This is a genomic window from Paenibacillus sp. FSL H8-0282, assembly GCF_037963825.1.
Lineage (GTDB): Bacteria > Bacillota > Bacilli > Paenibacillales > Paenibacillaceae > Paenibacillus_AQ > Paenibacillus_AQ odorifer.
The window spans coordinates 4,166,172-4,190,865 of the sequence record NZ_CP150146.1 but is presented as its reverse complement, the minus strand read 5'-3'; the positions used below and the strand labels follow the sequence as shown (position 1 = coordinate 4,190,865).

Here is a 24,694-nt window from a genome sequence, read left to right as displayed (position 1 = left end):
AAGAGCTTGGAGGAAACGGAAATGATCAAACGGATTCAAGCGTGGCTGAGCCGTAAAGACAGGCAACAGTCAGTCGAGATTTCACCGGATAACATTCCCCGGCATGTGGCTGTGATAATGGATGGTAATGGACGCTGGGCTAAACGGCGCGGCTTACCGCGCGTTATGGGTCATCAGAACGGCATGAAGGCTGTCAAACGTGCTACGATCGCTGCAGACGAATTAGGTATTAAATACTTAACGATGTATGCGTTCTCGACAGAAAACTGGATACGCCCGAAAGAAGAAGTCGATTACTTGATGCGTTTGCCTGGGGAGTTTCTGGCGATTGAGCTTGATGAGCTAATCGAGAAGAATGTTCAAGTACGCATGATGGGTGACGCTGACGCTTTACCTTCATATACCCGTAAGGCTATGGAAGAGGCGGTAGCTCGAACAAAAGAGAATACTGGATTGATCTTAAATTTTGCTCTTAACTATGGTGGACGCAATGAAATAGAAGGCTGTATGCGCAGTTTAGGGAAAGATATCCAAGCTGGTATATTGTCGCCAGAAGAAATTACATCAGAGTTGATTAACAACAGACTATTAACTGCTGGTTTACCCGATCCTGATTTGCTGATACGTACAAGCGGAGAAATTCGGCTTAGCAATTTTATGTTATGGCAGGTTGCCTATAGTGAACTGTGGTTTACTGATGTGTACTGGCCTGAGTTCGACAAAGAGCATTTGCATCAGGCCGTTGCTGAATATCAACGACGAACACGCCGTTATGGTGGACTGAAGTAGCTTGTTAGGAGATGGAACCTTTGAAGCAGCGATTGATTACCGGAATTGTTGCCGGAGTATTATTTTTAGGGTTATGTGTACTGGGAAACTGGCCGTATCAGGTTCTGCTTATTGCTATGGCTCTTATAGGTTTTTATGAATTTGTCAAAATGATAGGTATTCCTACGCTTTCCGGTACTACTGTTCTGGGTTACGCAGCTATTCTAAGCTTCATGATCCCATGGGATTTGCTTGGTGTTAATGAGCCGTTGTCCTGGGAGCAAGGGATTTGGATTCTGCTGTTATTGTTCCTTCTGGTCACCGTTTTTACTAAAAATAAATTAGATATTCGAGTAACAGCCTTGCTGTTTACTGGTATTGTATACATTGGAATGGGCTTCTCTTATATGGCCGTGGCTCGTGCATCGGATGACGGACATGGTTTGTTCTGGACTTTTTTGCTCCTGTTCTGCATTTGGGGCAGTGATGCGGGGGCATATTTTGTAGGCAGAAGCTTTGGCAAGAACAAGCTCTGGCCGGCCATCAGTCCTAACAAAACGGTGGAAGGTGCTGTTGGCGGGGTACTGATCTCGATGCTTATTTCTATCGTGTTTGCGCTGCTTGCTCCTGAACACTTGACGATAGGACGAGCATTGCTTATTGGGCTTTCTTGTGCGATATTAGGACAGCTTGGAGATCTTGTGCAGTCAGCTTATAAACGTGCGTATGGCATTAAAGACTCAGGTACACTTTTGCCAGGGCATGGCGGTATTCTTGATCGATGTGACAGCTGGATTATCGTATTTCCATTCGTACATATTGTAATGCTTATGCCTTACTATTAAACGAAGGGAGAGAGAGTATAACTATGAAAAAAATAAGTGTTCTAGGTTCGACGGGTTCGATCGGCACTCAGACTCTAGATGTCATCGCAATGCACCCAGACTCTTTTGAAGTAGATGGCTTGGCGGCCGGAACAAATACAACATTATTACTGGAGCAAGTTCGTCGTTTTAACCCGCGTAGAGTCTCTGTGGCAACGAAAGAGCTGGCAGATGAGATTAGATCCAGCCTACCTTCTGGTATAGAGCTTTACAGCGGGAATGAAGGGCTTGTTGAAGTGGCGGCTGGCGGCGATGCCGAAATGGTCGTAACGGCTGTTATGGGAAGCGTAGGGCTTCAATCAACACTAGCGGCAATTGAAGCTGGCAAACATATTGGACTCGCCAATAAGGAGACATTAGTAACGGCCGGACATTTGGTCACTGATCTTGCTAATCGTAAGGGAGTTAAGCTGTTGCCGATTGATAGTGAGCATTCAGCTATTTATCAATGTCTCAATGGTGAGAATATCTCAGATATTGCCTACATCACTTTAACAGCATCCGGCGGCTCATTCCGTGACTTTACGCGTGATCAGCTTAAGGATGTGACGGTAGAAGATGCGCTTCGTCATCCGAATTGGAGCATGGGCGCGAAAATAACGATAGATTCTGCTACAATGGTGAACAAGGGCCTAGAGGTTATTGAAGCGCATTGGTTATTCGGTCTTCCGTATGAACAAGTGAATGTGCTGCTGCACCCGGAGAGCATCATTCACTCTTATGTTGAATTCCGTGACAGCAGTATTATTGCCCAGCTTGGCAATCCCGATATGCGTGTCCCTATTCAATATGCACTTACTTATCCAGCTCGTTGGGAATCTCCGGCACAGCGGTTGTCGTTAGCTGAGATAGGACATTTGACCTTCCGTGAAATGGACTTTGAACGTTACCCTGCACTGAAGCTAGCGATAGATTGTGGAAAAGCTGGTGGAACGGCGACTACAGCTTTTAATGCTGCGAACGAAATAGCTGTTGCTCGATTCTTGAATCATGAGATCTCGTTCCTGCGTATTGAGGAGATTATCGGAGAAGTGCTAGATCGTCATAATAACGAGCATAATCCGAATCTGGAACAAATTGAATCCTGTGATAGACGTGTTCGAGAACTGGCAGCTACGCTGTAGAACGTAGAAAGATCTCCTTTTAAAAATATAAGAAAGTATAAGTTTCACTTTATACATTATCCTTATATTTCTCGCGTAAACGCGTACCGTCTCCTTAAAGGGACACCGATGGCGTTATTGCTGGACTGGAAATACTTACTTTGCCCTAAAAATAGGTTGGGACAGTTGATTCTCTTGTGCCTGATCGGAGAATAATGATAAATTAAGAGGACATACTTCGGTCTTACACCTAAAGGGGGATGATACGTTTGGAAATGGTTCAGGTCGTTTTTTTAACGGTGCTCATGTTTTTTGTACTTGTGACTGTACACGAATGGGGTCACTATTATTTTGCCAAACGCGCCGGTATTCTCGTGAGGGAATTTGCTATCGGTTTCGGTCCGAAACTGTTTTCTTATAAACGGAATGAGACTCAGTTCACTCTTCGCTTACTGCCTTTTGGCGGTTATGCCCGTATGGCTGGTGAAGATCCTGAGATTGTCGAGATTGGTTCTGGACAGACCATTGCGGTAAGGCTCGGACAAGACAATAAAGTTAAAAACATTTATCTGGATGCACTAGACACCCGTAGAAATGTTATCCGTGGTGAGGCGCTGAATACCGATCTCGAGGATAAATTACAGATTACCTTAGATGTGGACGGAGAAGTTACAACTTATGATGTTCATCCGCAAGCGATGATGATTAAAGGAACGCAACAGACACAAATTGCACCTAAAGATCGTCAATTCGGCAGCAAGACCGTGGGTCAGCGTGCGTTGGCTATTGTTGCGGGTCCTGTGATGAACTTTCTGTTAGCCTTTGTACTCTTCGCCATCCATTTGCAAATGGTCGGTATTCAAGTTGAAAATCCTACTTTTGTTAAGATTGGCGACGTCTCCGAAGGAATGCCTGCGCAAGAAGCAGGACTCCAAAAGGGCGACATCATTGTCTCCATCAATGGTGAGAAAATCGGTGCTGATTACCAAAAAATGATTAGCTTGACCTCGGAGTCCAAAGGGAAAGAAATGAACTGGACGCTGCAGCGGGGAGAGGAAACCCTTAACGTTACGCTAGTTCCTCGTAGTATGGAAGGGCAAGAAGGCGGTAAAATAGGCATCACTCCTGAGCTGCCTACTCGTAAAGCTGGTTTTGGCGAGACGATAACGGGTTCAGGAAAAGCTATGGTCGATACGACAGAAGCTATCTTTTTGGGCTTTAAACAATTGATCAATAAATTCAATATGGATGATATTGGAGGTCCGGTTCGTACGTTTGAGGTAACCGGTCAAATTGCTCAACAAGGTATTCAGTATCTTACATACTGGGCCGCTATTTTGAGTCTATATCTGGGGATATTTAACCTCTTGCCGATTCCGGCACTCGATGGAAGCCGTCTGGCATTCCTAGGTGTAGAGGCACTGCGTGGCAAACCTGTGGATCCGGGTCATGAAGGCATGGTTCACTTTGTAGGTTTTGCACTGCTATTTTTATTAATGATTGCTGTTACGTATAATGATATTTTACGTTTGATCAGCGGCTAATTTTCTTCGGGAGGCATTCCATTACATGGCAAAAGATAAACAATTCGTTACGGAAATCACGCCGCAAAGCGAGGATTTCTCACGCTGGTATATTGATGTTATTAAAAAAGGAGACTTGATGGATTACTCTCCTGTTCGTGGCTGTATTGTATTTAAGCCAGAAGGCTATGAAATATGGGAGCATATTCAGGAGGAAATGAACCGTCGCCTCAAGGAAACTGGGCATCGAAACGCTTATTTTCCAGTGTTCATTCCAGAGAGTTTCTTTCAGAAGGAAAAGGATCACATTGAAGGCTTTAATCCAGAGCTGCCATGGGTAACAGAAGCGGGTGGTGACGTACTTGAGGAACGTCTCGCAGTTCGTCCTACTTCAGAGACCATGTTCGGCCACATGTACTCCAAATGGATTCAATCTTATCGTGACCTTCCTGTACTTATCAATCAATGGGCGAACGTGGTTCGTTGGGAGAAACGTACATTGCCATTTATCCGCACTACTGAGTTTCTTTGGCAAGAAGGGCATACCGCGCATGAGAATGAAGCGGAAGCTCGTGAAGAAACTATGCGGATGCTGGATAACTACCGTGATTTTGTCGAGACCTATCTTGCCATTCCGGTTATTACCGGACAAAAGACACCTTCCGAGCGTTTTGCCGGTGCGGTAGATACGTATTCTATTGAAGCGATGATGAAGGATGGACGCGCTGTTCAGGCTGCTACTTCACATTACCTTGGCACCAAGTTTGCCACAGCTTTTGAGATTCAATATTTAAGCCGTGACAATAATTTGGAGTATGTACACACTACTTCATGGGGCTCAACCACTCGCTTGATTGGCTCCTTGATTATGGTACATGGAGATGACCGCGGTCTTGTTCTGCCGCCTAAGGTAGCTCCAACGCAAGTTATTATGATTCCTATCGGACCTCCTAAGACCCGCGAAGCTGTGATTGGGCGGACGGACGAGCTGTTTAAGGAATTGAAGAATGCTGGCGTTCGTATACGTGTAGATGATCGTTCAGATGTTACCCCAGGCTGGAAGTTTAATGAATATGAAATGCGTGGAGTGCCAGTACGTTTGGAGCTTGGACCACGCGATATGGAGAATGGCGTCTGCGTTCTCGTCTCACGTGTCACTGGTGAGAAGAAGGTTATTCAACAGGAAAACCTCGTAGAAGAGGTTCAAACAATGCTTGAACAGGTTCACAATGAAATGTTCGAACGTGCGCTGAAATTCCGTGAGGACCATTTCTATTCTGTAGATTCCTTGGAGGAAATGAAAGCTTCGATGGACGAAAAACGTGGATTTGCTCTAGCGGGATGGTGTGGTTCCGAAGAATGCGAGTCCAAAGTTAAGGAAGAGACAGGTGCGGGTAGCCGCAATATTCCTTTTGATCCAGCGGAGACTAAGCAAGTCTGCATATGCTGTGGCCAACCAGCCAAGCATACTGTGGTTTTTGCAAAGGCATATTAATCTTTAGGCACCGATCAACAGTCTTGTAGTATTTTAATTTAGCTTCTGGCGAGAGGAGTCGGCGGGCCGTAAGAACCCAATGCTTTTTGAACCCAGAAGCTTTTTAAAATATAAGAATTTATAGGTTTTCGCTATAAATTCTTATATTTTTACGAGAAACAGTTGTCGTCTTTAAAAGTCGACTACATCGTTTCTTCTTATCATATTGTACTTTCACTGTATATCATGGATAGTTTTAACTGGGTTATTAAAGGTGGGAGGAAAGCATGGAACAAAACCAGGAGAGAAGAAAAAGGTTCGAGCTCTTGATGAAGCAGGGTGAAATTCCACCTGCAATCATGGACCCCTACTTTTTGGATGGGTATATAGAACGTGTTGAGATCAGTCGTGGCAACCGGGACTGGCAAATCGTTATAGCGAAAGATAGTCTGGTTCCAGCACAGGTATATCGGACATTTTGCCTTAGAATGCGTGAGAAGCTACAGCATATAGCTAAAGTAAGCTTTTTGTTCATATATGATGAGAAGGTTAGCAGAGCGGAGCTTGTCCAGGAATATTGGGGACTGTTTCTGGAGTGGGTACATCGGGAGATTCCATCGGTAAACGGCTGGCTGACCCGCTCCTCACAGGAGCTTAAAGAGGATACTTTAATGTTAACGATGAGTGATTCCACTTCGATGGAGTTAGCTCGCAAAAAAAGCATCGATGGAGCAATTATTAAATTTTATGATAAGTATTTCGGTCTCTCCTTAAAGGTTAAATTACTAATGGCGGAGAACGAAAATAATAATGTTGAAGCATTCGAAGAATTTCAGCAAAAGCTTCAGCAAGAACAACGCGAGATCGTTGAGCAGATGATGACTGCTGTGGAAACAGAAGCTCCTGCTGATGATAGCGATCCTAATGAAGTAATTAAGCTTCAAGTGGGGTATGAAATTAAGGAACAGGCCGTGCCGATTCTTGAAATTCAAGATGAAGAGAAGAAAATTACAATTCAGGGTACCATTTTTGGTCTGGATCGTAAGGAGCTTCGCAATGGCAGTACCTTGTTCACTTTCAGTCTGACCGATTTTACGGATTCTCTACAAATGAAGATGTTCGCGAAGACTAAAGATGATCTGAAGGTTATGAGTCAGCTAGCTAATGGCAAATGGGTAAGAGCACGCGGGAAAGTAGAATATGACCGTTTTATGCAGATTCCTGAGCTCGTGATGATCCCTTCGGATTTAACGGAAGTTAAGGCACCGCCTGCGCGTAAAGATACAGCTCCTAAGAAACGGGTGGAATTCCACCTTCACACTACGATGAGTACGATGGATGCGGTCACTCCGATCACTACCTATGTCAAAACAGCTGCCCAGTGGGGGCATCCTGCGATTGCGATTTCTGATCATGGCGGCGTTCAGGCTTTTCCTGATGCAAACCATGCAGCTCATAAGCATAAGATAAAAATGATTTATGGCGTGGAAGCTAATGTTGTAAATGACTCTGTGAATATTGTCGAGAACGCTCAGCCTTTGGACTTGAAGACAGCTACCTATGTAGTGTTTGATATAGAAACCACGGGTTTATCGATTACCCGCAATAATATTACGGAGCTGGCGGCCATTAAAATGTGCGAAGGCAAAGAAGTAGACCGTTATTCTACTTTTGTTAATCCGCATGAGAAAATCCCTTATCATATTCAGCAATTGACCAATATTACGGATGAAATGGTTAAGGATGCTCCTGATCTTGAGCCAGTACTGCGTAAGTTTGTTGAATTTGTGGGTGATAGTATCCTTGTAGCTCATAACGCCAGATTTGATATGGGTTTTATTCAGGCCTCGTTACGTAAAATAGGTGAACCTGTGCTTCCGAATCCATCTCTTGATACGCTTGAGCTCGCGCGGTTACTATATCCAAGCATGAAGAATCACAGGCTGAACACATTAGCCGATAAATATAAAGTTCTTCTGGAAAGCCATCACCGTGCGATTGATGATACCATAGCACTCGGCGGTATATTAACAGGATTGCTCGCAGATGCTGAAAAGATGAAGGGCATGACCCGCCTTGATCGACTAAACGATTATGTGGGTAATGATCTTTCGAACACACGACCGTTCCACTGTAATATTTATGCACTAAATCAAATAGGGAAAAAAAATCTCTATAAGCTCATTTCCATGTCACATACGGAATATTTCAAACGTGTACCTTGTATTCCGAAATCCAAGCTGGAAGAGCATAGAGATGGACTGCTCGTGATTTCGGGTTGTGAACGTGGAGAGTTTTTTGAAGCAGTACTCAACAAAACGACTGAGGAAGCCATGGAGGTTGCTCATTTTTATGATGTGCTGGAGATTCAGCCATTGACCATGTACATGCACTTGGTGGACAAGGGCTTTGTAGCAGGCCCTGATGAGCTTCGCGATGTAGTCCGGAAGGTTTGCGAAATAGGGGAACAGTTGAATAAACCTGTTATCGCAACGGGGAATGTACATTATCTTGAACCCCGGGACAAGCTGTATCGTGATATTACGATTAATGGGATCACGGGCTTTAGTCCGCTTAAAGACCAACGCAAACCGGATGCACACTTCCGCACAACAGATGAAATGCTGTCTGAATTCGAATTTCTTGGTGCTGAAAAAGCGATGGAAGTCGTTGTCACAAATACAGTTGAGCTGGCGGAGCGTTTTGAAGAACTGGAGCTATTTCCAGATAAGCTATTTACACCAATTATTGACGGGGCGGACGAAGAAATTCGCGAGACCTGCTACAATACTGCCAAATCCATTTACGGTGAAGAGCTGCCTGAGGTAGTTATTGCCCGTTTGGAGAAAGAGCTTGCACCGATTATTAAATACGGGTTCTCTGCCAACTATTTGATTTCTGAACGTCTCGTTAAAAAGTCAAATCAGGATGGGTATCTCGTAGGCTCGCGGGGTTCCGTAGGTTCTTCTGTAGTAGCTACATTTCTAGGAATTTCAGAAGTTAATCCTTTGCCTGCGCATTATATTTGCCTAAACCCCGAGTGTCGCCATAATGAATGGTTCCTGGACGGTAGTGTGCGGAGCGGATTCGATTTACCAGATAAAGTCTGCCCGGATTGCGGTCAGAAGCTCAAAGGTGAAGGCCAGGATATTCCGTTCGAGACCTTCCTTGGATTTAAAGGGGATAAAGTCCCCGATATCGACTTGAACTTCTCAGGGGAATATCAGCCGAATGCACATAACTTTACCAAAGAAATGTTTGGTGAGAAAAATGTATTCCGTGCCGGAACGATTGGTACCGTAGCTGAGAAGACAGCCTTCGGATTTGCAAAAAAATACGAAGAACTTCACCAGAAACGTTGGCGTGGAGCTGAAGTTGGCCGTCTGGCGGCTGGCTGTACAGGCGTTAAACGTAGTACGGGACAGCATCCGGGTGGTATAGTCGTTGTTCCAGACTATATGGAGGTAGAAGATATTACGCCAGTACAATTCCCGGCGGATGATGTCAATGCTGAATGGAAGACCACACACTTTGATTATCACGCTTTTGACGCGAATTTGCTGAAGCTTGATATTCTGGGTCATGATGATCCGACGATGATGCGGATGCTTCAGGATTTGACAGGTGTTGATCCAACTTCTATCCCGATGAATGATCCGAAAGTAATGAGCATGTTTAACTCTACAGATGCACTTGGAGTAAGACCTGACGAAATCAGATCACCGGTTGCGACCTATGGTGTGCCCGAAATGGGTACCAAGTTCGTACGTCAAATGCTTATTGAGTCGAAGCCGTCCAGCTTTGCTGACTTACTGCAAATATCAGGTTTGTCTCATGGTACTGGAGTTTGGCTTGGTAACGCTCAAGAGCTTATAAAGAATAACACTTGTAACATTAAGACCGTTATCGGTTGCCGTGATGACATCATGCTCTTCTTAATTTATAAAGCGGGAATGGATGCGAGCTTGGCCTTTAAAATTACCGAGAGTGTTCGTAAAGGTAAAGGTTTGTCTGACGAATGGATCGAGGAAATGAAAAAGTGCAAGGTCCCACAATGGTATATTGATTCTTGTCTAAAGATTCAATACATGTTCCCGAAGGCGCATGCTGCTGCATACGTAATTTCTGCAGTACGTACCGCCTACTTCAAGCTGTATCATCCTATTGAATATTATGCGACTTATTTCTCTGTACGTGCAGCAGATTTTGATATTGAATTGTGCTGTAAGGGGTATGAAGCCATCAGCCGTCAGATCGTAGAGATTGAGCAAAAAGGATTTCAAGCTTTGCCTAAGGAAAAGGCTATGTTGCCTGTCCTTGAGATGGCTTTGGAGATGACGGCACGTGGGTTTACATTCAAAAACATTGATCTTTACCGCTCAGAAGCGAATAAGTTTATTGTTGATGACAAGAGTTTGATTCCTCCGTTTTCTGCTTTAGCGGGAATTGGTGAGAATGCTGCTATCAACATAGCTGCTGCGAAAGATGCTGGCGAGTTCCTGTCTATTGAAGATTTCCAGCAGAAATCAAAGGCAAGTAAGACGGTTATTGAGCTGCTGACCGGCATGGGCTGCTTCCGCGGCTTACCGGAAAGCAATCAACTTTCCCTATTTTAAAGGCTTTAACAACACTTATTTCATGGCTAGAAAAGAGTGCTCTAAAGGGGGAGTCAAGGGCTAGCACTTGTCAGTCCAGTTTCCCTATGGTATAATTTCTTTGGTAATAATGAGATAAGTCCGTTGTGTAAAGAGTGGGGAAACCCACTCTTTATCTTTGGTATATAGCAAAAGACAAGTTCGTGGAGGTAATTTTCTTTTGAGCACACCCAAATCTAAAATTAAACAAACGGTAGAGCAGATGCTCGGGCCCTATCTCGACGACAATGGTTTCGAACTGGTGGACGTTGAATACGTGAAGGAAGGCTCCAATTGGTTTCTGCGTATATTCGTAGATAAAGAAGGCGGCATTGATATTGATGACTGCGGGATCATTAGCGAATATTTCAGTCAGAAGTTAGATGAGAATGATCCTATTCCTGAGGCATATTTCCTTGAGGTTTCCTCGCCGGGAGCAGAGCGTCCTCTCAAAAAAGCTGCGGATGTAGCTAAAGCGGTAGGTAAGGACGTGTATGTGACTGTTTATGAGCCGATTCAAGGACTCAAAGAATTTGAAGGTCGTTTGCTCTCGTTCGAGAACGAGGAACTGCTCATCTCCGCGGGCAAAAAAGAACATGTAGTACCGTACGCCAAGGTCGCAAGTGCGAGATTGGCCATTATTTTTTAACGTCTTGAAAGGGGGGCCGGAAATTCATGAGTATGGAGTTTATTGAAGCAATGAATGAGCTGGAGAGGGAGAGAGGCATCAGTAAAGATGTGCTGTTTGAAGCGATTGAAGCGGCGCTGATCTCTAGTTATAAACGTAATTTCAATGCAGCACAGAACGTGCGTGTTGACATGAATCGCAATACAGGTGTCATTAAAGTGTTTGCCCGCAAGTTAATTGTTGAGGAGGTCCTGGATACAAGGACTGAAATCTCATTGCCGGCAGCCAGAGAAATTAACCCGCATTTCCAGCTGGAAGATATCGCTGAGCTTGAAGTGACACCGCGTGATTTTGGACGTATTGCCGCACAGACTGCTAAGCAGGTTGTAACTCAACGAATTCGCGAGGCAGAGCGTGGACTTATCTATAATGCTTTTATCGACAAAGAAGATGATATCGTTACTGGACTAGTTCAACGTCAAGATATGCGGAACATTTACATTGATCTTGGTAAAATCGAAGCGGTTCTTCCGCTTAGCGAATTGATGCCAGGTGAAAAGTTCAAACAAAGCGAACGCATCAAGGCTTATATCACAAAAGTTGAGAATACAACAAAAGGTCCGCAGATTATGCTCTCCCGCAGTCATCCTGGATTACTGAAGCGTCTGTTCGAGCTTGAAGTTCCTGAAATATTTGATGGTGTAGTTGAGATTCGTTCTGTAGCCCGTGAAGCTGGCTTCCGCTCGAAGATTGCTGTGTATTCCCGCAATCCAGAAGTAGATCCCGTTGGTTCTTGCGTAGGTCCAAGAGGCACACGCGTTCAGACCATCGTTACTGAGCTTCGCGGTGAGAAGATCGATATCGTCCGTTATTCTGATCTGGTGCAGGAATATGTTGCGAATGCACTTAGCCCTTCAAAGGTTCTTGAAGTTCAAGTCTTTGAAGCGGAGAAGATGGCGAGAGTTATCGTTCCTGATTATCAATTGTCACTGGCTATCGGTATTAAAGGGCAAAATGCACGTCTTGCCGCTAAACTTACCGGCTGGAAGATTGATATCAAGAGTGAAACTCAAGCGGAGCAGGAATACGGCAGACCGAAATCTTCTATTGATGAAATGCATCAGGATTCCGTCTCCATAGATTAATTAACCTGCTTGACGGGAGGCGTTTGTTATGAAACAAAAAAAGGTGCCGCTGCGTAAATGCGTTGCTACCCAAGAGATGATGCCTAAAAAAGAGCTGATTCGTGTGGTAAGAACGCCTGAAGGTGAAGTGCTGATTGATCTGACGGGCAAGAAGTCAGGCCGTGGTGCTTACATATGCGGCAAGCTTGAATGCTTTCAGCTGGCACAAAAGAACAAAGCACTTGACCGTGCATTGAAATGTCAAGTGAGTCCTGAAATCTACGCCCAGCTAGCCCGGGAGTTTACTTCCGTGGAAGAGCAGTTTCTAGCAGCAAAGGATAGTGAGGATAATGAGTAAGGCGCTTTCTTATTTAGGGCTTGCCATGAGAGCAGGCAAGATAGTCACCGGTGACGAGGCTGTACTCAAAGCTGTACGGTCTTCAGAGGCGAAGCTGGTCGTTCTGGCAGGTGACGCTTCAGATAATACCCAAAAAAAGTTCCGTGATAAATGCGGAACTTACGATATTCCACTAGTAATCGCATTTCACCGGGATGAACTCGGTGCAAGTATTGGTAAAGACCAGCGTGTAGTACTGGCCATTACGGATAAAGGATTCGCGGAAATGATCTCCAAGCAACTCGGAGATACTGTCGGAGGTGGATTTATTGACTAAAGAAGAGAACAAAGATAAATTGCGCGTGTACGAATACGCCAAGTCACTAAACATGAGCAGTAAAGAAATTATTACTATTCTGAAGCGTTTGAATGTCCCTGTGAATAATCATATGAGTGTCATGGAGAATGGATCCGTGAACAAAGTTGAACAGTTCTTTAAGGATATCAAATCAAACGCTGCAGCCAAGCGGGATACCGGCACCAGCAGCCGGCCGGTAACAACCGGTGCGGTAACAGCCGAACCTCAAAGTGCTCAGAATGCCAACAAAAATCAACAGGAAAAGCAGGTAGGTATGAACAGTAACCAAAACAACAACCAATCGACGACGTCCCCAAGGCCCCAAAGCGGACAAGATTCCCGCAGAACACAAACAGGTTCAACGCAGAATGCACGTCCGCAACAAAGCGGTGCTCCACGTACTAACAGTACTAGCAGTACTAGCAGCAGCCGCCCGCAAGGCAGCACTACTAGCGGCAATCGCCCACAAGGTAGCAATACCGGTGGCAGCCGCCCGCAAAGCAGTAATACTGGCGGCAACCGTCCACAAGGTAGCAATACTGGTGGCAGCCGTCCGCAAGGCAGCAATACTGGTGGTAGCCGCCCACAAGGCAGCAACACTGGTGGAAGCCGTCCACAAGGCAGCAACACAAGTGGCAGCCGTCCGCAAGGACAAAGCAGTGCACCACGCACTGACAGCCGTCCACAAGGTCAATCTGGCACAGGCGGAGGTTTCACACGCGGTGATGACAGAGGTCCTAAAAAGAACACAACTGGTGGCAGACCGAATAATAATCAAAGACGTTTCGATGATGGTAAAGGTGGTAACTACCGCGGTCGTGGTGGTAAGAATGGCCGTGGCAAGAACCAGCCAATGGTACACCGCGAGAAGATCGATAACACACCTAAGAAAATCATCGTTCGTGGCAGCATGACCGTTGGTGAAACAGCGAAATTGCTTCACAAGGATGCTTCTGAAGTAATCAAAAAGCTGATTTCGATGGGTGTTATGGCTACCATCAACCAAGAACTTGATATCGACACCATTTTGCTACTCGCTGCTGAATTTGGCGTAGAAGTAGAAGTGAAGATTCCTGTTGACGAGGACAGCTTCGAAACAGTGGAAGAGAATGACAATGAAGAGGATCTTCAGACTCGTCCTCCAGTAGTTACTATTATGGGTCACGTTGACCATGGTAAAACTACACTACTTGATGCTATTCGTTCGACCAATGTGACGCTAGGCGAAGCCGGCGGAATCACTCAGCACATCGGTGCTTATCAAGTCGAAATCAACCAAAAGAAAATCACGTTCCTTGATACACCTGGTCACGAAGCATTTACTGCTATGCGTGCTCGTGGTGCACAGGTTACGGATATGACAATTATCGTAGTAGCTGCTGATGACGGTGTTATGCCTCAGACCGTTGAAGCTATTGCACACGCTAAGGCTGCTGGACTTCCGATTATTGTCGCTGTTAATAAAATCGACAAACCGGGTGCAGATCCTGATAAGGTGAAGCAAGAGCTTACAAGTTATGAACTTGTTCCTGAAGAGTGGGGTGGAGATACCATCTTCGTTAACCTCTCTGCGAAACAACGTATTAACTTGGAAGAACTGCTGGAAATGATCCTGCTCGTAGCTGAAGTTAATGAGTACAAAGCGAACCCTGACAAACGGGCACGCGGTACTGTTATAGAAGCTGAGCTTGATAAATCCCGTGGACCAGTTGCTCGTATACTCGTTCAGAACGGTACATTGAAAGTCGGCGATGCCTTTGTAGCAGGTAACTGCTTCGGACGTGTACGTGCGATGGTTAATGATAAAGGTCGTAAGATCAAAGAAGCTGGACCATCTACTCCAGTAGAAATTACTGGTTTGACTGAGGTGCCACAAGCTGGCGATCCGTTTATGGCTTTTGAAGACGAGCGTAAAGCGCGTGCGATTGCTGATAGACGTTCTACTTCCCAACGTCAATCTGAGCTGAATACGAACACTCGTGTAACTTTGGATGATCTGTTCCAGCACATTAAAGATGGCGAGATCAAAGACCTTAACGTGATTATCAAAGCTGACGTACAAGGTTCAGTCGAGGCGCTTAAAGGATCCTTGGCTAAGATCGAAGTGGAAGGCGTGCGCGTGAAGATCATTCACAGCGGTGCTGGTGCGATTACTGAATCCGATATTACGCTTGCAGCAGCATCGAATGCTATCGTTATCGGCTTTAACGTTCGTCCAGACGCACAGACCAAAGCAGCTGCTGAGCAAGAAAAAGTAGATGTTCGTCTGCACAACATTATCTACAACGTAATTGAAGAAATCGAAAGTGCCATGAAAGGTATGCTCGATCCTATCTATAAAGAGAATGTTATCGGTCACGCCGAAGTTCGCAGCGTGTTCAAAATCAGCAAAGTGGGTACCATTGCAGGATGTATGGTTACTTCCGGTAAAATTACCCGTAATGCTGAAATGCGCTTGATCCGTAGCGGAATCGTAGTGTTCACAGGTAAGGTTGATACTTTGAAACGTTTCAAAGATGATGCCAAAGAAGTGGCGCAAGGTTATGAATGTGGCATAACTTTGGAACGCTATAATGACGTCCAAGAGGGCGACATTATCGAAGCGTTTCTTATGGAAACTGTAGAGCGCTAAGCGAAGAGGTGAATATAGATGTCTAAAATTAGAGCAGGACGAGTGGGCGAGCAGATCAAGAAAGAGCTTAGTCAACTTATCCAAAGCGGTCTGAAAGACCCTCGAATCGGTTTTGTAACTGTAACTGGCGTAGACGTGACTAACGATCTATCGCAAGCCAAGGTATACCTAAGCGTGTTCGGGGATGAAGAGCAGAAGTCAGACTCGCTTAAAGCGATTGAGAAAGCCAATGGTTTTCTTCGCTCAGAGCTTGGCAAGGCCATTCGCCTTCGGCATACACCGGAGCTGATCTTCAAGTTCGACGAATCTGTCGCTTATGGCAGTCATATTGAGAAGCTTCTTGGAGAGCTTCATAAGAACGATTAGAAATAAGTGATTAAAGTGGGGTTCAAAATAGCGTTATGCTATTTTGAACAACCTTTAAAAAGGAGACGGCGAATGCAGAGCTATGAACAAAGTCTCCAGCAGACCCGTGAGTTTCTGCTGGAACACGACGATTACCTTGTAGTGTCGCATGTTCAGCCGGACGGAGATGCAGTCAGCTCCACCCTTGCGGTGGGCTGGCTTCTCTCATGTCTGGGCAAAAAATACACTATGCTGAATGAAGGACCAATCCCGAAGCGAATGGAATACCTATGGCATTCGGATGAAATCATCAATATGGCCTCTAGTGAACCGCCCCGTCAATACAGCAACGTCATCTGTGTGGATTGTGCGGATTTTCAGCGAGTAGGGCTGACAAATCGCTATTTTGCGAATGAGGCTCTTATCCTGAACATTGATCACCATCCAACAAATAACGGTTATGGATTCGTTAATTTAATCAAACCGGATGCAGCTGCGACAGCGGAAATTTTGTTCGACCTGCTGAAGACATTCGAGATCGAATGGGATATTGATATCGCCACAGCTATATATACGGGTCTGTTAACAGATACCGGTGGTTTTCGTTATACCAACACATCACCAAAAGTAATGGCAGCTGTATCTGAGCTATTATCCCTTGGGGTTAACGGTCCTGAACTCGCTGAGACATTGCTTGAAGAAATGACGCTGCCACAGGTTAAAATATTAAATAAAGCCTTAAATACGCTGGAATTATCTCCTGAAGGAGATATTGCCTGGCTATATGTTACACCCGAGCATATGATCGAATGTGCTGCTGCTAATGAAGATTTGGAAGGAATCGTAAACTACCCTCGTAATATTCGGGGCGTGGAAGTAGGCATTCTTTTTAAAGTTATTCACGAACATGCGGTCAAGGTTAGCCTGCGTTCTGCCGGTAAAGTTGACGTGGCTGCATTGGCGCAAACGTTTGGAGGCGGCGGTCATACCCGTGCTGCAGGTGCGCGTATAGAAGCTACGCTTGAAGAGGCAATAGCTCAGGTGCTTGAGGAGGTAAGACGTCATTTATGAGTGAATTAGAAGGTGTTCTGGCGGTTTATAAACCGGCAGGCTTCACTTCACATGATGTTGTAGCCAAGGCACGTCGGATTCTCGGCATGAAACGAATTGGTCATACGGGGACACTAGATCCCCAAGTGACTGGTGTATTGCCGCTTTGTCTGGGACGTGCGACTCGCGTTGTGGAGTATATTCAGGAGCTGCCCAAAGAATATGTGGCAACACTGAGACTGGGGATGTCCAGTGATACTGAAGACTTAACTGGAACCATTACGGAAACTGTTGATGAGGTTCATGTAACTGAGGAAGAGATTCTTGCAGTGCTTGCCTCTTTCAAAGGCGTAATTTCTCAGGTTCCTCCCATGTACTCTGCGGTGAAAGTTGACGGCAAACGTCTTTATGAATTGGCTAGAGAAGGCAAAACCGTTGAACGGAAAAGTCGCGAAGTAGAGATTTATGAAATCGAAATGACGGATATGACTTGGGAAGGTAATCATCCCGACATCACTTTCCGGGTATTATGCTCCAAAGGCACGTATATTCGTACACTTTGTGTAGATATCGGTCGTGCGCTTGGACTGCCGGGTGTAATGGTGAAGCTGGAGAGAACAATGTCGGCAGGAATTTCTGCCAGCCATTGTTTATCCCTTGAGGATATTGCCGCGCACAAGGAAGCCGGAACATTGGAAGATCATTTAATCGCTGCTGATGAGGCAATTTCGCATTTGCCTAAGCATACCGTTATGGATGAGAAGAAGAAGGCAGCACTGCAGGGTCAACGTTTGTCTTCGCGGTTCATTGCTCCAGAAGTGAAGACAACAGGTCAAATTCGGCTATACGATCTTCAGGGATTGTTTCTTGGCATTTATGAGCTGGAAGAGACAGGTGCTATTGCCCCAGTAAAGGTGTTTGCACAAGCTTAAATCAATTTTACCAAGTGAATTGTAGGTGAGAAACAGCGTGAGAACCGTAACGTTAACCTATCCGATGTCGCCGGAGACTGCTGCCGAATGGGCACAACCTCAAGTGGCTGCTCTAGGGCAGTTTGACGGCCTGCATCGTGGACATGCCAGCGTCATTACATCCGCTGTAGCCTTAGCCCGTAAACAAGGTGTGCCGGCTGCAGTCCTTACATTTCATCCTCATCCCAAAGATGTTATGGGTAAGGGAGATTATGAAGGGTACTTGACGCCACCCTTTGAAAAGCAAGAGATTCTTGCCAGCATGGGTGTCGATATCCTGTATGTTGTTGAATTTAATGAGCAGCTTTCCCGGGTTAGTCCACAGAATTTTGTCTCTGTTATGCTTTTGCCGCTACATATTGTAACTGCAGTTGTTGGCTTTGACTTTCGCTTTGGCTACCAAGGTGAAGGCGATGTTGAGATGCTTCGCAAACTGGGTGAAGGTGTTATGAATGTGGAAGTTGCTCCTCCTTTTCTGCTTGAAGGTGAAAAGGTTAGCAGCTCCGGCATTCGTAAAAGTCTCCAAAATGGAGATCTGGGGCTGGCAAACTCCTGGTTCGGACGTTGCTATCATCTGCGTGGTGAAGTGGGGCATGGTGAGAAGAGAGGCCGCACAATTGGTTTTCCAACTGCCAATTTGAAGCTCAGTGATCATTTTGTCATCCCGACCAAAGGTGTATATGCGGTCCGAGTCTTTTATAAGGATAAAGTTCTGTACGGGGTTATGAATGTGGGTGTTAAACCAACCTTTCATGAGGGTGTGTTAACTCCGAGCTTTGAGGTTCATCTTTTTGACTTCGAGGGTGACCTGTATGATCAAGAGCTTAAGGTAGAATTGGTATCTTACATTCGTCCAGAACGGAAGTTTGACTCCATTGGAGCATTGATTACTCAGATTGGCGAGGATGCAGAAACCGCGAAGAAGATTCTGGAGTATAATTTATAGTCATCCCGGACAAGCCGTTTACTTTTGTTAATGGAGATGCTATACTAAGTAACGTTGCTGGCTTACAGCATCATAACCTTAGCTTGGTTGCACGTTCTCACCGACGGTGACGAGGCTAGTGGCGATTATATTGAAGGAGGTGAACAGGATGGCATTAACTCAAGAACGTAAACATCAATTGATCGACGAGCACAAAACTCACGAATCCGATACTGGATCCCCTGAGGTGCAAGTTGCTATCCTAACGGAGAACATCGTTAATTTGACTGACCACTTGCGTACGCACAAGAAAGATCATCACTCCCGTCGTGGATTGTTGAAAATGGTTGGACAACGTCGTAAACTTCTGGCGTATTTGAAAAACAAAGACATCAGACGTTACAGCGCCCTGATCGAAAGACTGGGATTGCGTCGTTAATTTTCCATAAGATTACTCTTAAAGCAGCCTGGTTGTATACCGTATGTCCTTCTCGGAGCGACAGCGGGACAGCTGGGTTGCTTTTTGAAAATTTAGGGAAAACTTAATATTAGGATCGATGAGATTATTCGCAAAAACGGCGGCTTTACTTTTCAGTAAGGCCCAGCCGTTTCTTCTTATATGCATACAGAATAGGCAACCTCCTTTTGGGACAAGCCTTTCCAAATCATTTAGATCGATATGTGAACCTGCTATTTTAGACTGCGGGTCTACTACTATTCAAGGAGGTATTTATGGAAAAACGTGTAGAAATGCAGCTGGGTGGAAGACGCCTTGTGCTGGAAACGGGCCGCCTGGCTAAACAAGCAAATGCAGCTGTTATGGTGCGTTACGGGGATACTTCGGTATTATGTACCGTTACGGCTTCGAAAGAGCCTAAGGATCTGGATTTTTTCCCGCTTACAGTTAACTATGAGGAAAGATTATATGCGGTAGGTAAAATTCCTGGCGGATTTATTAAACGGGAAGGTAGACCGAGTGAGAAAGCGATTCTGTCAAGCCGTTTGACAGACCGTCCAATCAGACCACTGTTCCCTGAAGGATTTCGTAACGATGTTCAGGTATTGAACATGGTAATGAGTGTGGATCAGGACTGCGCACCAGATATTGCTGCTATGATCGGTACTTCAGCTGCACTTAGTATTTCCGATGTGCCTTTTGATGGACCAATCGGCGGCGTTGCTGTAGGTCGGATTAATGGAGAGTTTGTGATCAATCCGGATATGTCTCAGCAAGCAATCAGTGATGTTTATGTAGTGGTTGCTGGAACGAAGGATGCAATCATGATGGTTGAAGCAGAAGCGAACGAAGTGACGGAAGATGTGATGCTCGAAGCGATTATGTTCGGTCATGATGAAATCCGCAAGATCGTTGCAACCATTGAAGAACTGGTTAAAGTGGCTGGTAAAGAAAAAATGGCTGTGAAGCTGCATACAGTGAATGCTGACGTGAATACTGAGGTCCGTGCATTTGCTGAGGCTCGTCTGGTGGAAGCCGTTAAAATAGCTGAAAAACATGCGCGTCAGGAAGCGATTGATGTCGTTAATGATGAAGCGGTTGCGTATTTCGTAGAGAAGTACATAGAAGCACCGGAGCTTCTGAAAGATGTTAAAGAAGTCCTACATGATATCGTGAAGGATGAAGTAAGACGTCTAATCACACATGATAAGGTTCGTCCAGATGGACGTAAACTTGATGAAATCCGTCCGATTGAATGTGATACAAGTCTGTTACCGCGTACACACGGTTCCGGTCTGTTTACACGTGGACAAACACAAATCCTTAGCGTTTGTACTCTTGGGGCACTAGGTGATGTGCAAATTCTTGACGGAATCGATCCTACTGAAACGAAACGTTTCATGCACCATTACAACTTCCCGCCGTTCAGCGTAGGGGAAGCTCGTCCGCTTAGAGCACCAGGACGCCGTGAAATCGGTCATGGAGCACTTGGAGAACGTGCATTATCCAAGGTTATTCCTAGTGAAACTGAATTCCCGTACACGATTCGTCTAGTATCAGAAGCGATTGAATCTAACGGTTCTACTTCCCAGGCAAGTATCTGTGCCAGCATTCTGGCTATGATGGACGCTGGTGTGCCAATCAAAGCACCTGTAGCCGGAGTAGCAATGGGTCTGATCAAAGACGGAGAGCATGTCTCCATCCTGACGGATATTCAAGGTATGGAAGATCATCTCGGAGATATGGACTTCAAGGTAGCTGGTACAGCAGAAGGTGTTACAGCTATTCAAATGGACATTAAGATTGCCGGTATCGACCGCAAAATTCTTCAGGATGCACTTCAGCAGGCTAAAGAAGGCCGTCTGTTCATCTTGGACAAAATGAATGAAGCGATCTCTGCGCCAAGACCTAATCTGTCCAAATATGCTCCAAAAATCATTATTATCAACATCAATCCGGACAAAATCCGTGATGTTATCGGTGCTGGTGGTAAGATTATCAATAAAATTATTGAAGAAACCGGCGTAAAAATCGACATCGAACAAGATGGCCGTGTCTTTATCGGTTCTTCAGATGAAGAAATGATCCAAAAGGCGCGTTCGATTATCGAAGGACTTGTGCGTGAAGTACAAGTTGGAGAAATCTATGTGGGTACAGTTAGACGTATTGAGAAATTTGGAGCATTTGTTGAACTAATTCCGGGTAAAGACGGATTGGTACACATTTCCCAATTGTCTACTGAGCGCGTAGCTAAGGTTGAAGATGTTGTAGCTGTCGGGGATACAATTACCGTTAAAGTTACCGAAATCGACCAACAAGGCCGGGTTAACCTGTCGCGTAAAGCGGTATTGACTTCGGAAACTGGAGCTAAAGCTTAAGTTTCGATTGTAGAGGTACCTTTACTAAAGTACCTAATAGCATAATAAAAGGAGACAGAAGCGATTGCGTTCTGGCTCTTTTTTTATATGAAATAAAGTAAAGTGCATCACTATCACGCCTCTGGCCTCTGTTCTTATGACATAAATTCCTCTCTTGTCTCATAGATTGGGACAAAGTGTCTTTGTATTCGTGTGGAACGGACTACAAGTCGTTTCTACCGGGGAGGAAGTCGTCATGAAGACGGAAAAAGTGGCTTTAGTGGTTGCTTGTATTGCGATCGTGATAGGAATTGGCAGCACTCAGGGACCGGTAAAGGACATGCTTGCGCAATTGAAGCCGCAGGATGACCTAGCTGTGTGGAAGGATATTTCTAAGGCGGAGAACAATGATCTTCGGGCACGGATTGAGACCGCCGCAGCCAAGCTTAATGCCCCTCCAGTGAATGCTGTGGTTGATCGGGTATGGAAGGCGATTCCGGGTTATAACGGGCTTGAAATTGATGTAGAGAGTACATATCGGAATGCTCTTTTGGCACCAAAAGAACCTATAAAATTTGTGTATCGGCAGATCGAACCACAGATATCCCTGAATCAACTGGGAGCTGAACCCATATATCGTGGGAATCCGGCTAAGCCGATGGTATCGCTGATGATTAATGTGGCGTGGGGAAATGAGTACATTGTGCCAATGTTGGATGTTTTGGATGAAGAGAACGTTAAAGTTACGTTTTTTCTGGATGGGAGCTGGCTGAGTAAAAACCCGGAACTGGCTAAAGAAATGCTAAAACGCGGTCATGAGATGGAGAATCACGCTTATACCCACCCTAATATGAGTACTTTAAGTCGTGCACGAGCTACTGTAGAAATTGAGAAGACACAAAAGCTGTTAAAGGAATCGCTTGGAGTCACTAATAAATGGTTCGCTCCCCCTTCTGGTGATTTCGATCAGGAGACCGTAGAAATTGCAGGCAGTTTAGGGCTCAAAACCGTACTTTGGACCGTGGATACCGTAGATTGGCGTAATCCGTCTCCTGAATCTGTGGTTGCCAAAATCACAAGCAAAGCGGAACCGGGCACTCTAGTCCTAATGCATCCCACAGCCGCATCCTCCAAAGCTCTGAAGGCCATGATACGTGGAATCAAAGCAAAAGGGTTACAGCTAGGCACAGTTAGTCAAACACTCTCAGCAGAGCGGCTAATCCCCTCTAATGTTGAGTGAGAGATGTATTTCTGGTAGGATTATAGGCACGTGTAATTAAATTAGATAGAACATGGCTATTAGCCAGGAGGACTTGAAGTGGAAAAAATAGTGTTATCCAATGGTTTACGAGTGGTAATGGAGAAAATCCCGACCGGCCGGTCCGTTTCTTTCGGAATCTGGGTAAAGACAGGCTCTCGGAATGAACATCCTGGAAACAACGGGATATCCCATTTTGTAGAACATATGCTTTTTAAAGGTACGGATCGGTACAGTGCCAAGGATATTGCTGAGCAGTTTGACGCCATCGGCGGCAATGTAAATGCGTTTACCTCAAAAGAATATACATGTTATTATGCTAAAGTATTGGATGAGCATCTGCCCATCGCTGTAGATGTGTTAGCGGATATGTTCTTCCGTTCACGGATGGATGCTGAAGAGCTGGAGAAAGAAAAGAATGTCATCCTTGAGGAAATTTCCATGTGCGAGGACACGCCGGATGATCTTGTGCATGATTTGATGTGTGCTGCTGCCTACAAGGACCATCCGCTTGCGTATTCCATCCTTGGCTTGAAGGAACGGCTAATGGAGATGAAGCCGGATGATCTTCGGGCGTATATGAAGGAACAATACACGATTGAGAATACGGTTATAAGCGTTGCCGGCAACATCAGTGATGGATTGATTGAACTGCTGGAACAGCATTTTGGTTCTTTTGATAATCATGGTACAAGTGCGCCGCTGACTCCACCAGATTACTATGGAGAGCTCTTATTTCACCGCAAGAAAACAGAGCAGAATCACATCTGTCTTTCCTTACCAGGTGTCCGTTCTGGCGATCCCCTGCAGTATGCTATGGTGCTGATTAATAATGCCGTAGGCGGAGGGATGAGCTCCCGCATGTTCCAGGAAATTCGTGAAAAGCGCGGATTAGCTTATTCGGTGTATTCCTATCACAGCTCCCAGGCAGATTCTGGTCTGTTTACGGTCTATGCTGGAACAGCGCCCAAGCAAACAAAGGATGTCATGGAGTTAATCAAGGAAATGATGTACGAACTTGCTACCAACGGCCTCAGTGAAGATGAGCTGAGAAAAGGTAAGGAGCAGCTTAAAGGCAGCCTCATTCTTAGTCTCGAAAGCACTAGCAGCCGAATGAACCGTATCGGAAAAAATGAACTTATGCTCGGAAGACATAATACATTGGACGATATGATCGCCAAAATTCAGCTAGTGACGATGGACAATATCAACAGTGTGCTGGACCATATGTTCGCGGAGCCGCTTTCTTTAGCGATGGTAGGCTCATCAGATAAAGCTATTGCAAATGTTAGGAGAGATGATCTTGTCTTATTACGTACAAATCAATAAACTTGCTGGAAACGAGGATGTAAATCTTCCTTGTAAAATGTCGGAGCAAGCTTCCGGTTATGATCTTTATGCTGCCGTTGCGGGTGAAATTGTACTTGCACCAGGAGAGCGGGCATTAATTCCAACAGGGATTTCACTGGCTATGCCAGAGGGGCTTGAAGCGCAGATCCGTCCGCGTAGTGGACTGGCCTTGAAGCACGGGATTACCTGCTTGAATACACCTGGAACTATAGACGCTGATTACCGCGGAGAGATCAAAGTGCTCTTGATCAATCTGGGGCAGGAGCCTTTTGCTATCGCTCGCAATGAGCGGATTGCCCAAATGGTATTTCAAGCCGTTCCAGTGGTTAATTTGGTGGAAGTGGAAGAGTTGTCCGAAACTCAACGCGGAGCCGGAGGCTTTGGCCATACTGGCAAGTAAGATTGTTGTTACAATTCATTTAAAAAGCTTACGAATTCATGCCCAAGGCATGATTCGTGAGCTTTTTTTGATATGCAGAGTTAATTATCCAACAAAACTTTAATTTCTTCGATTGT

20 protein-coding genes are annotated in these 24,694 nt (G+C 45.3%); all 20 read left to right on the top strand.

Features of this window, described 5'->3' with window-relative positions; all coding sequences use genetic code 11:
- The first annotated feature begins 21 nt into the window (after positions 1–21).
- The 20 genes from NST94_RS17995 (at position 22) to dut (ending at position 24,578) form a co-directional block, all read left to right on the top strand.
- Entirely contained in the window at positions 22–789 is a 768-nt protein-coding gene (locus tag NST94_RS17995; protein WP_076127834.1) for an isoprenyl transferase, read from the top strand.
- Positions 790–809: 20 nt separating this feature from the next.
- On the top strand, positions 810–1,613 hold the full coding sequence (locus NST94_RS17990; protein ID WP_076182638.1) for a phosphatidate cytidylyltransferase: 804 nt from the start codon (positions 810–812) through the stop codon (positions 1,611–1,613).
- A gap of 23 nt (positions 1,614–1,636) precedes the next feature.
- Positions 1,637–2,776, top strand: coding sequence for a 1-deoxy-D-xylulose-5-phosphate reductoisomerase (locus NST94_RS17985; protein WP_076301624.1), 1,140 nt, complete (start codon positions 1,637–1,639; stop codon positions 2,774–2,776).
- A 248-nt stretch (positions 2,777–3,024) separates the two neighbouring features.
- Positions 3,025–4,299 carry an RIP metalloprotease RseP gene (gene rseP / locus NST94_RS17980; RefSeq protein WP_076127839.1) on the top strand — a complete coding sequence of 425 codons (1,275 nt, stop codon included), beginning with the start codon at positions 3,025–3,027 and terminating at the stop codon, positions 4,297–4,299.
- 25 nt (positions 4,300–4,324) lie between these two features.
- A complete protein-coding gene (gene proS / locus NST94_RS17975) occupies positions 4,325–5,773 on the top strand; it encodes a proline--tRNA ligase (protein WP_076301623.1) in 1,449 nt (482 codons plus the stop codon).
- Between the two features lie 266 nt (positions 5,774–6,039).
- A complete protein-coding gene (locus tag NST94_RS17970; protein WP_076301622.1) occupies positions 6,040–10,368 on the top strand; it encodes a PolC-type DNA polymerase III in 4,329 nt (1,442 codons plus the stop codon).
- Positions 10,369–10,567: 199 nt separating this feature from the next.
- Positions 10,568–11,035, top strand: coding sequence for a ribosome maturation factor RimP (gene rimP / locus NST94_RS17965; RefSeq protein ID WP_076127842.1), 468 nt, complete (start codon positions 10,568–10,570; stop codon positions 11,033–11,035).
- Positions 11,036–11,061: 26 nt separating this feature from the next.
- The gene (gene nusA, locus NST94_RS17960; RefSeq protein ID WP_036688470.1) at positions 11,062–12,159 is read left to right on the top strand and encodes a transcription termination factor NusA; all 1,098 of its coding nucleotides are present in this window, start codon (positions 11,062–11,064) and stop codon (positions 12,157–12,159) included.
- Positions 12,160–12,187: 28 nt separating this feature from the next.
- Complete coding sequence (locus tag NST94_RS17955; RefSeq protein ID WP_036688467.1) at positions 12,188–12,496, top strand: YlxR family protein; 309 nt, start codon at positions 12,188–12,190, stop codon at positions 12,494–12,496.
- Positions 12,489–12,812 carry a YlxQ family RNA-binding protein gene (locus tag NST94_RS17950; RefSeq protein ID WP_036688466.1) on the top strand — a complete coding sequence of 108 codons (324 nt, stop codon included), beginning with the start codon at positions 12,489–12,491 and terminating at the stop codon, positions 12,810–12,812. Before NST94_RS17955 ends, NST94_RS17950 begins: the two co-directional genes overlap by 8 nt.
- Positions 12,805–15,465: a translation initiation factor IF-2 gene (gene infB, locus NST94_RS17945; RefSeq protein WP_076301621.1), complete on the top strand. Its 2,661-nt coding sequence runs from the start codon at positions 12,805–12,807 to the stop codon at positions 15,463–15,465. Before NST94_RS17950 ends, infB begins: the two co-directional genes overlap by 8 nt.
- Positions 15,466–15,483: 18 nt before the next feature.
- A complete protein-coding gene (rbfA, locus tag NST94_RS17940) occupies positions 15,484–15,831 on the top strand; it encodes a 30S ribosome-binding factor RbfA (protein ID WP_076127845.1) in 348 nt (115 codons plus the stop codon).
- A gap of 72 nt (positions 15,832–15,903) precedes the next feature.
- Positions 15,904–16,881: a bifunctional oligoribonuclease/PAP phosphatase NrnA gene (locus NST94_RS17935; protein ID WP_076106341.1), complete on the top strand. Its 978-nt coding sequence runs from the start codon at positions 15,904–15,906 to the stop codon at positions 16,879–16,881.
- Positions 16,878–17,792, top strand: coding sequence for a tRNA pseudouridine(55) synthase TruB (truB, locus tag NST94_RS17930; RefSeq protein WP_076127847.1), 915 nt, complete (start codon positions 16,878–16,880; stop codon positions 17,790–17,792). Before NST94_RS17935 ends, truB begins: the two co-directional genes overlap by 4 nt.
- Before the next feature lie 37 nt (positions 17,793–17,829).
- Complete coding sequence (locus NST94_RS17925) at positions 17,830–18,777, top strand: bifunctional riboflavin kinase/FAD synthetase (RefSeq protein WP_076182610.1); 948 nt, start codon at positions 17,830–17,832, stop codon at positions 18,775–18,777.
- Positions 18,778–18,925: 148 nt separating this feature from the next.
- Positions 18,926–19,195: a 30S ribosomal protein S15 gene (rpsO, locus tag NST94_RS17920; RefSeq protein WP_036656390.1), complete on the top strand. Its 270-nt coding sequence runs from the start codon at positions 18,926–18,928 to the stop codon at positions 19,193–19,195.
- Between the two features lie 293 nt (positions 19,196–19,488).
- Positions 19,489–21,591 (top strand): polyribonucleotide nucleotidyltransferase, encoded by a 2,103-nt coding sequence (gene pnp, locus NST94_RS17915; protein WP_076127850.1) that lies wholly within the window; start codon positions 19,489–19,491, stop codon positions 21,589–21,591.
- Between the two features lie 235 nt (positions 21,592–21,826).
- Positions 21,827–22,810, top strand: a complete 984-nt coding sequence (locus NST94_RS17910; RefSeq protein ID WP_076182607.1) for a polysaccharide deacetylase family protein — start codon at positions 21,827–21,829, stop codon at positions 22,808–22,810.
- 78 nt (positions 22,811–22,888) lie between these two features.
- Entirely contained in the window at positions 22,889–24,157 is a 1,269-nt protein-coding gene (locus NST94_RS17905) for a pitrilysin family protein (RefSeq protein ID WP_036688449.1), read from the top strand.
- Positions 24,132–24,578, top strand: a complete 447-nt coding sequence (gene dut, locus NST94_RS17900; protein ID WP_172628834.1) for a dUTP diphosphatase — start codon at positions 24,132–24,134, stop codon at positions 24,576–24,578. The genes NST94_RS17905 and dut overlap by 26 nt, the downstream gene beginning before the upstream one ends.
- Positions 24,579–24,694: the final 116 nt, after the last annotated feature.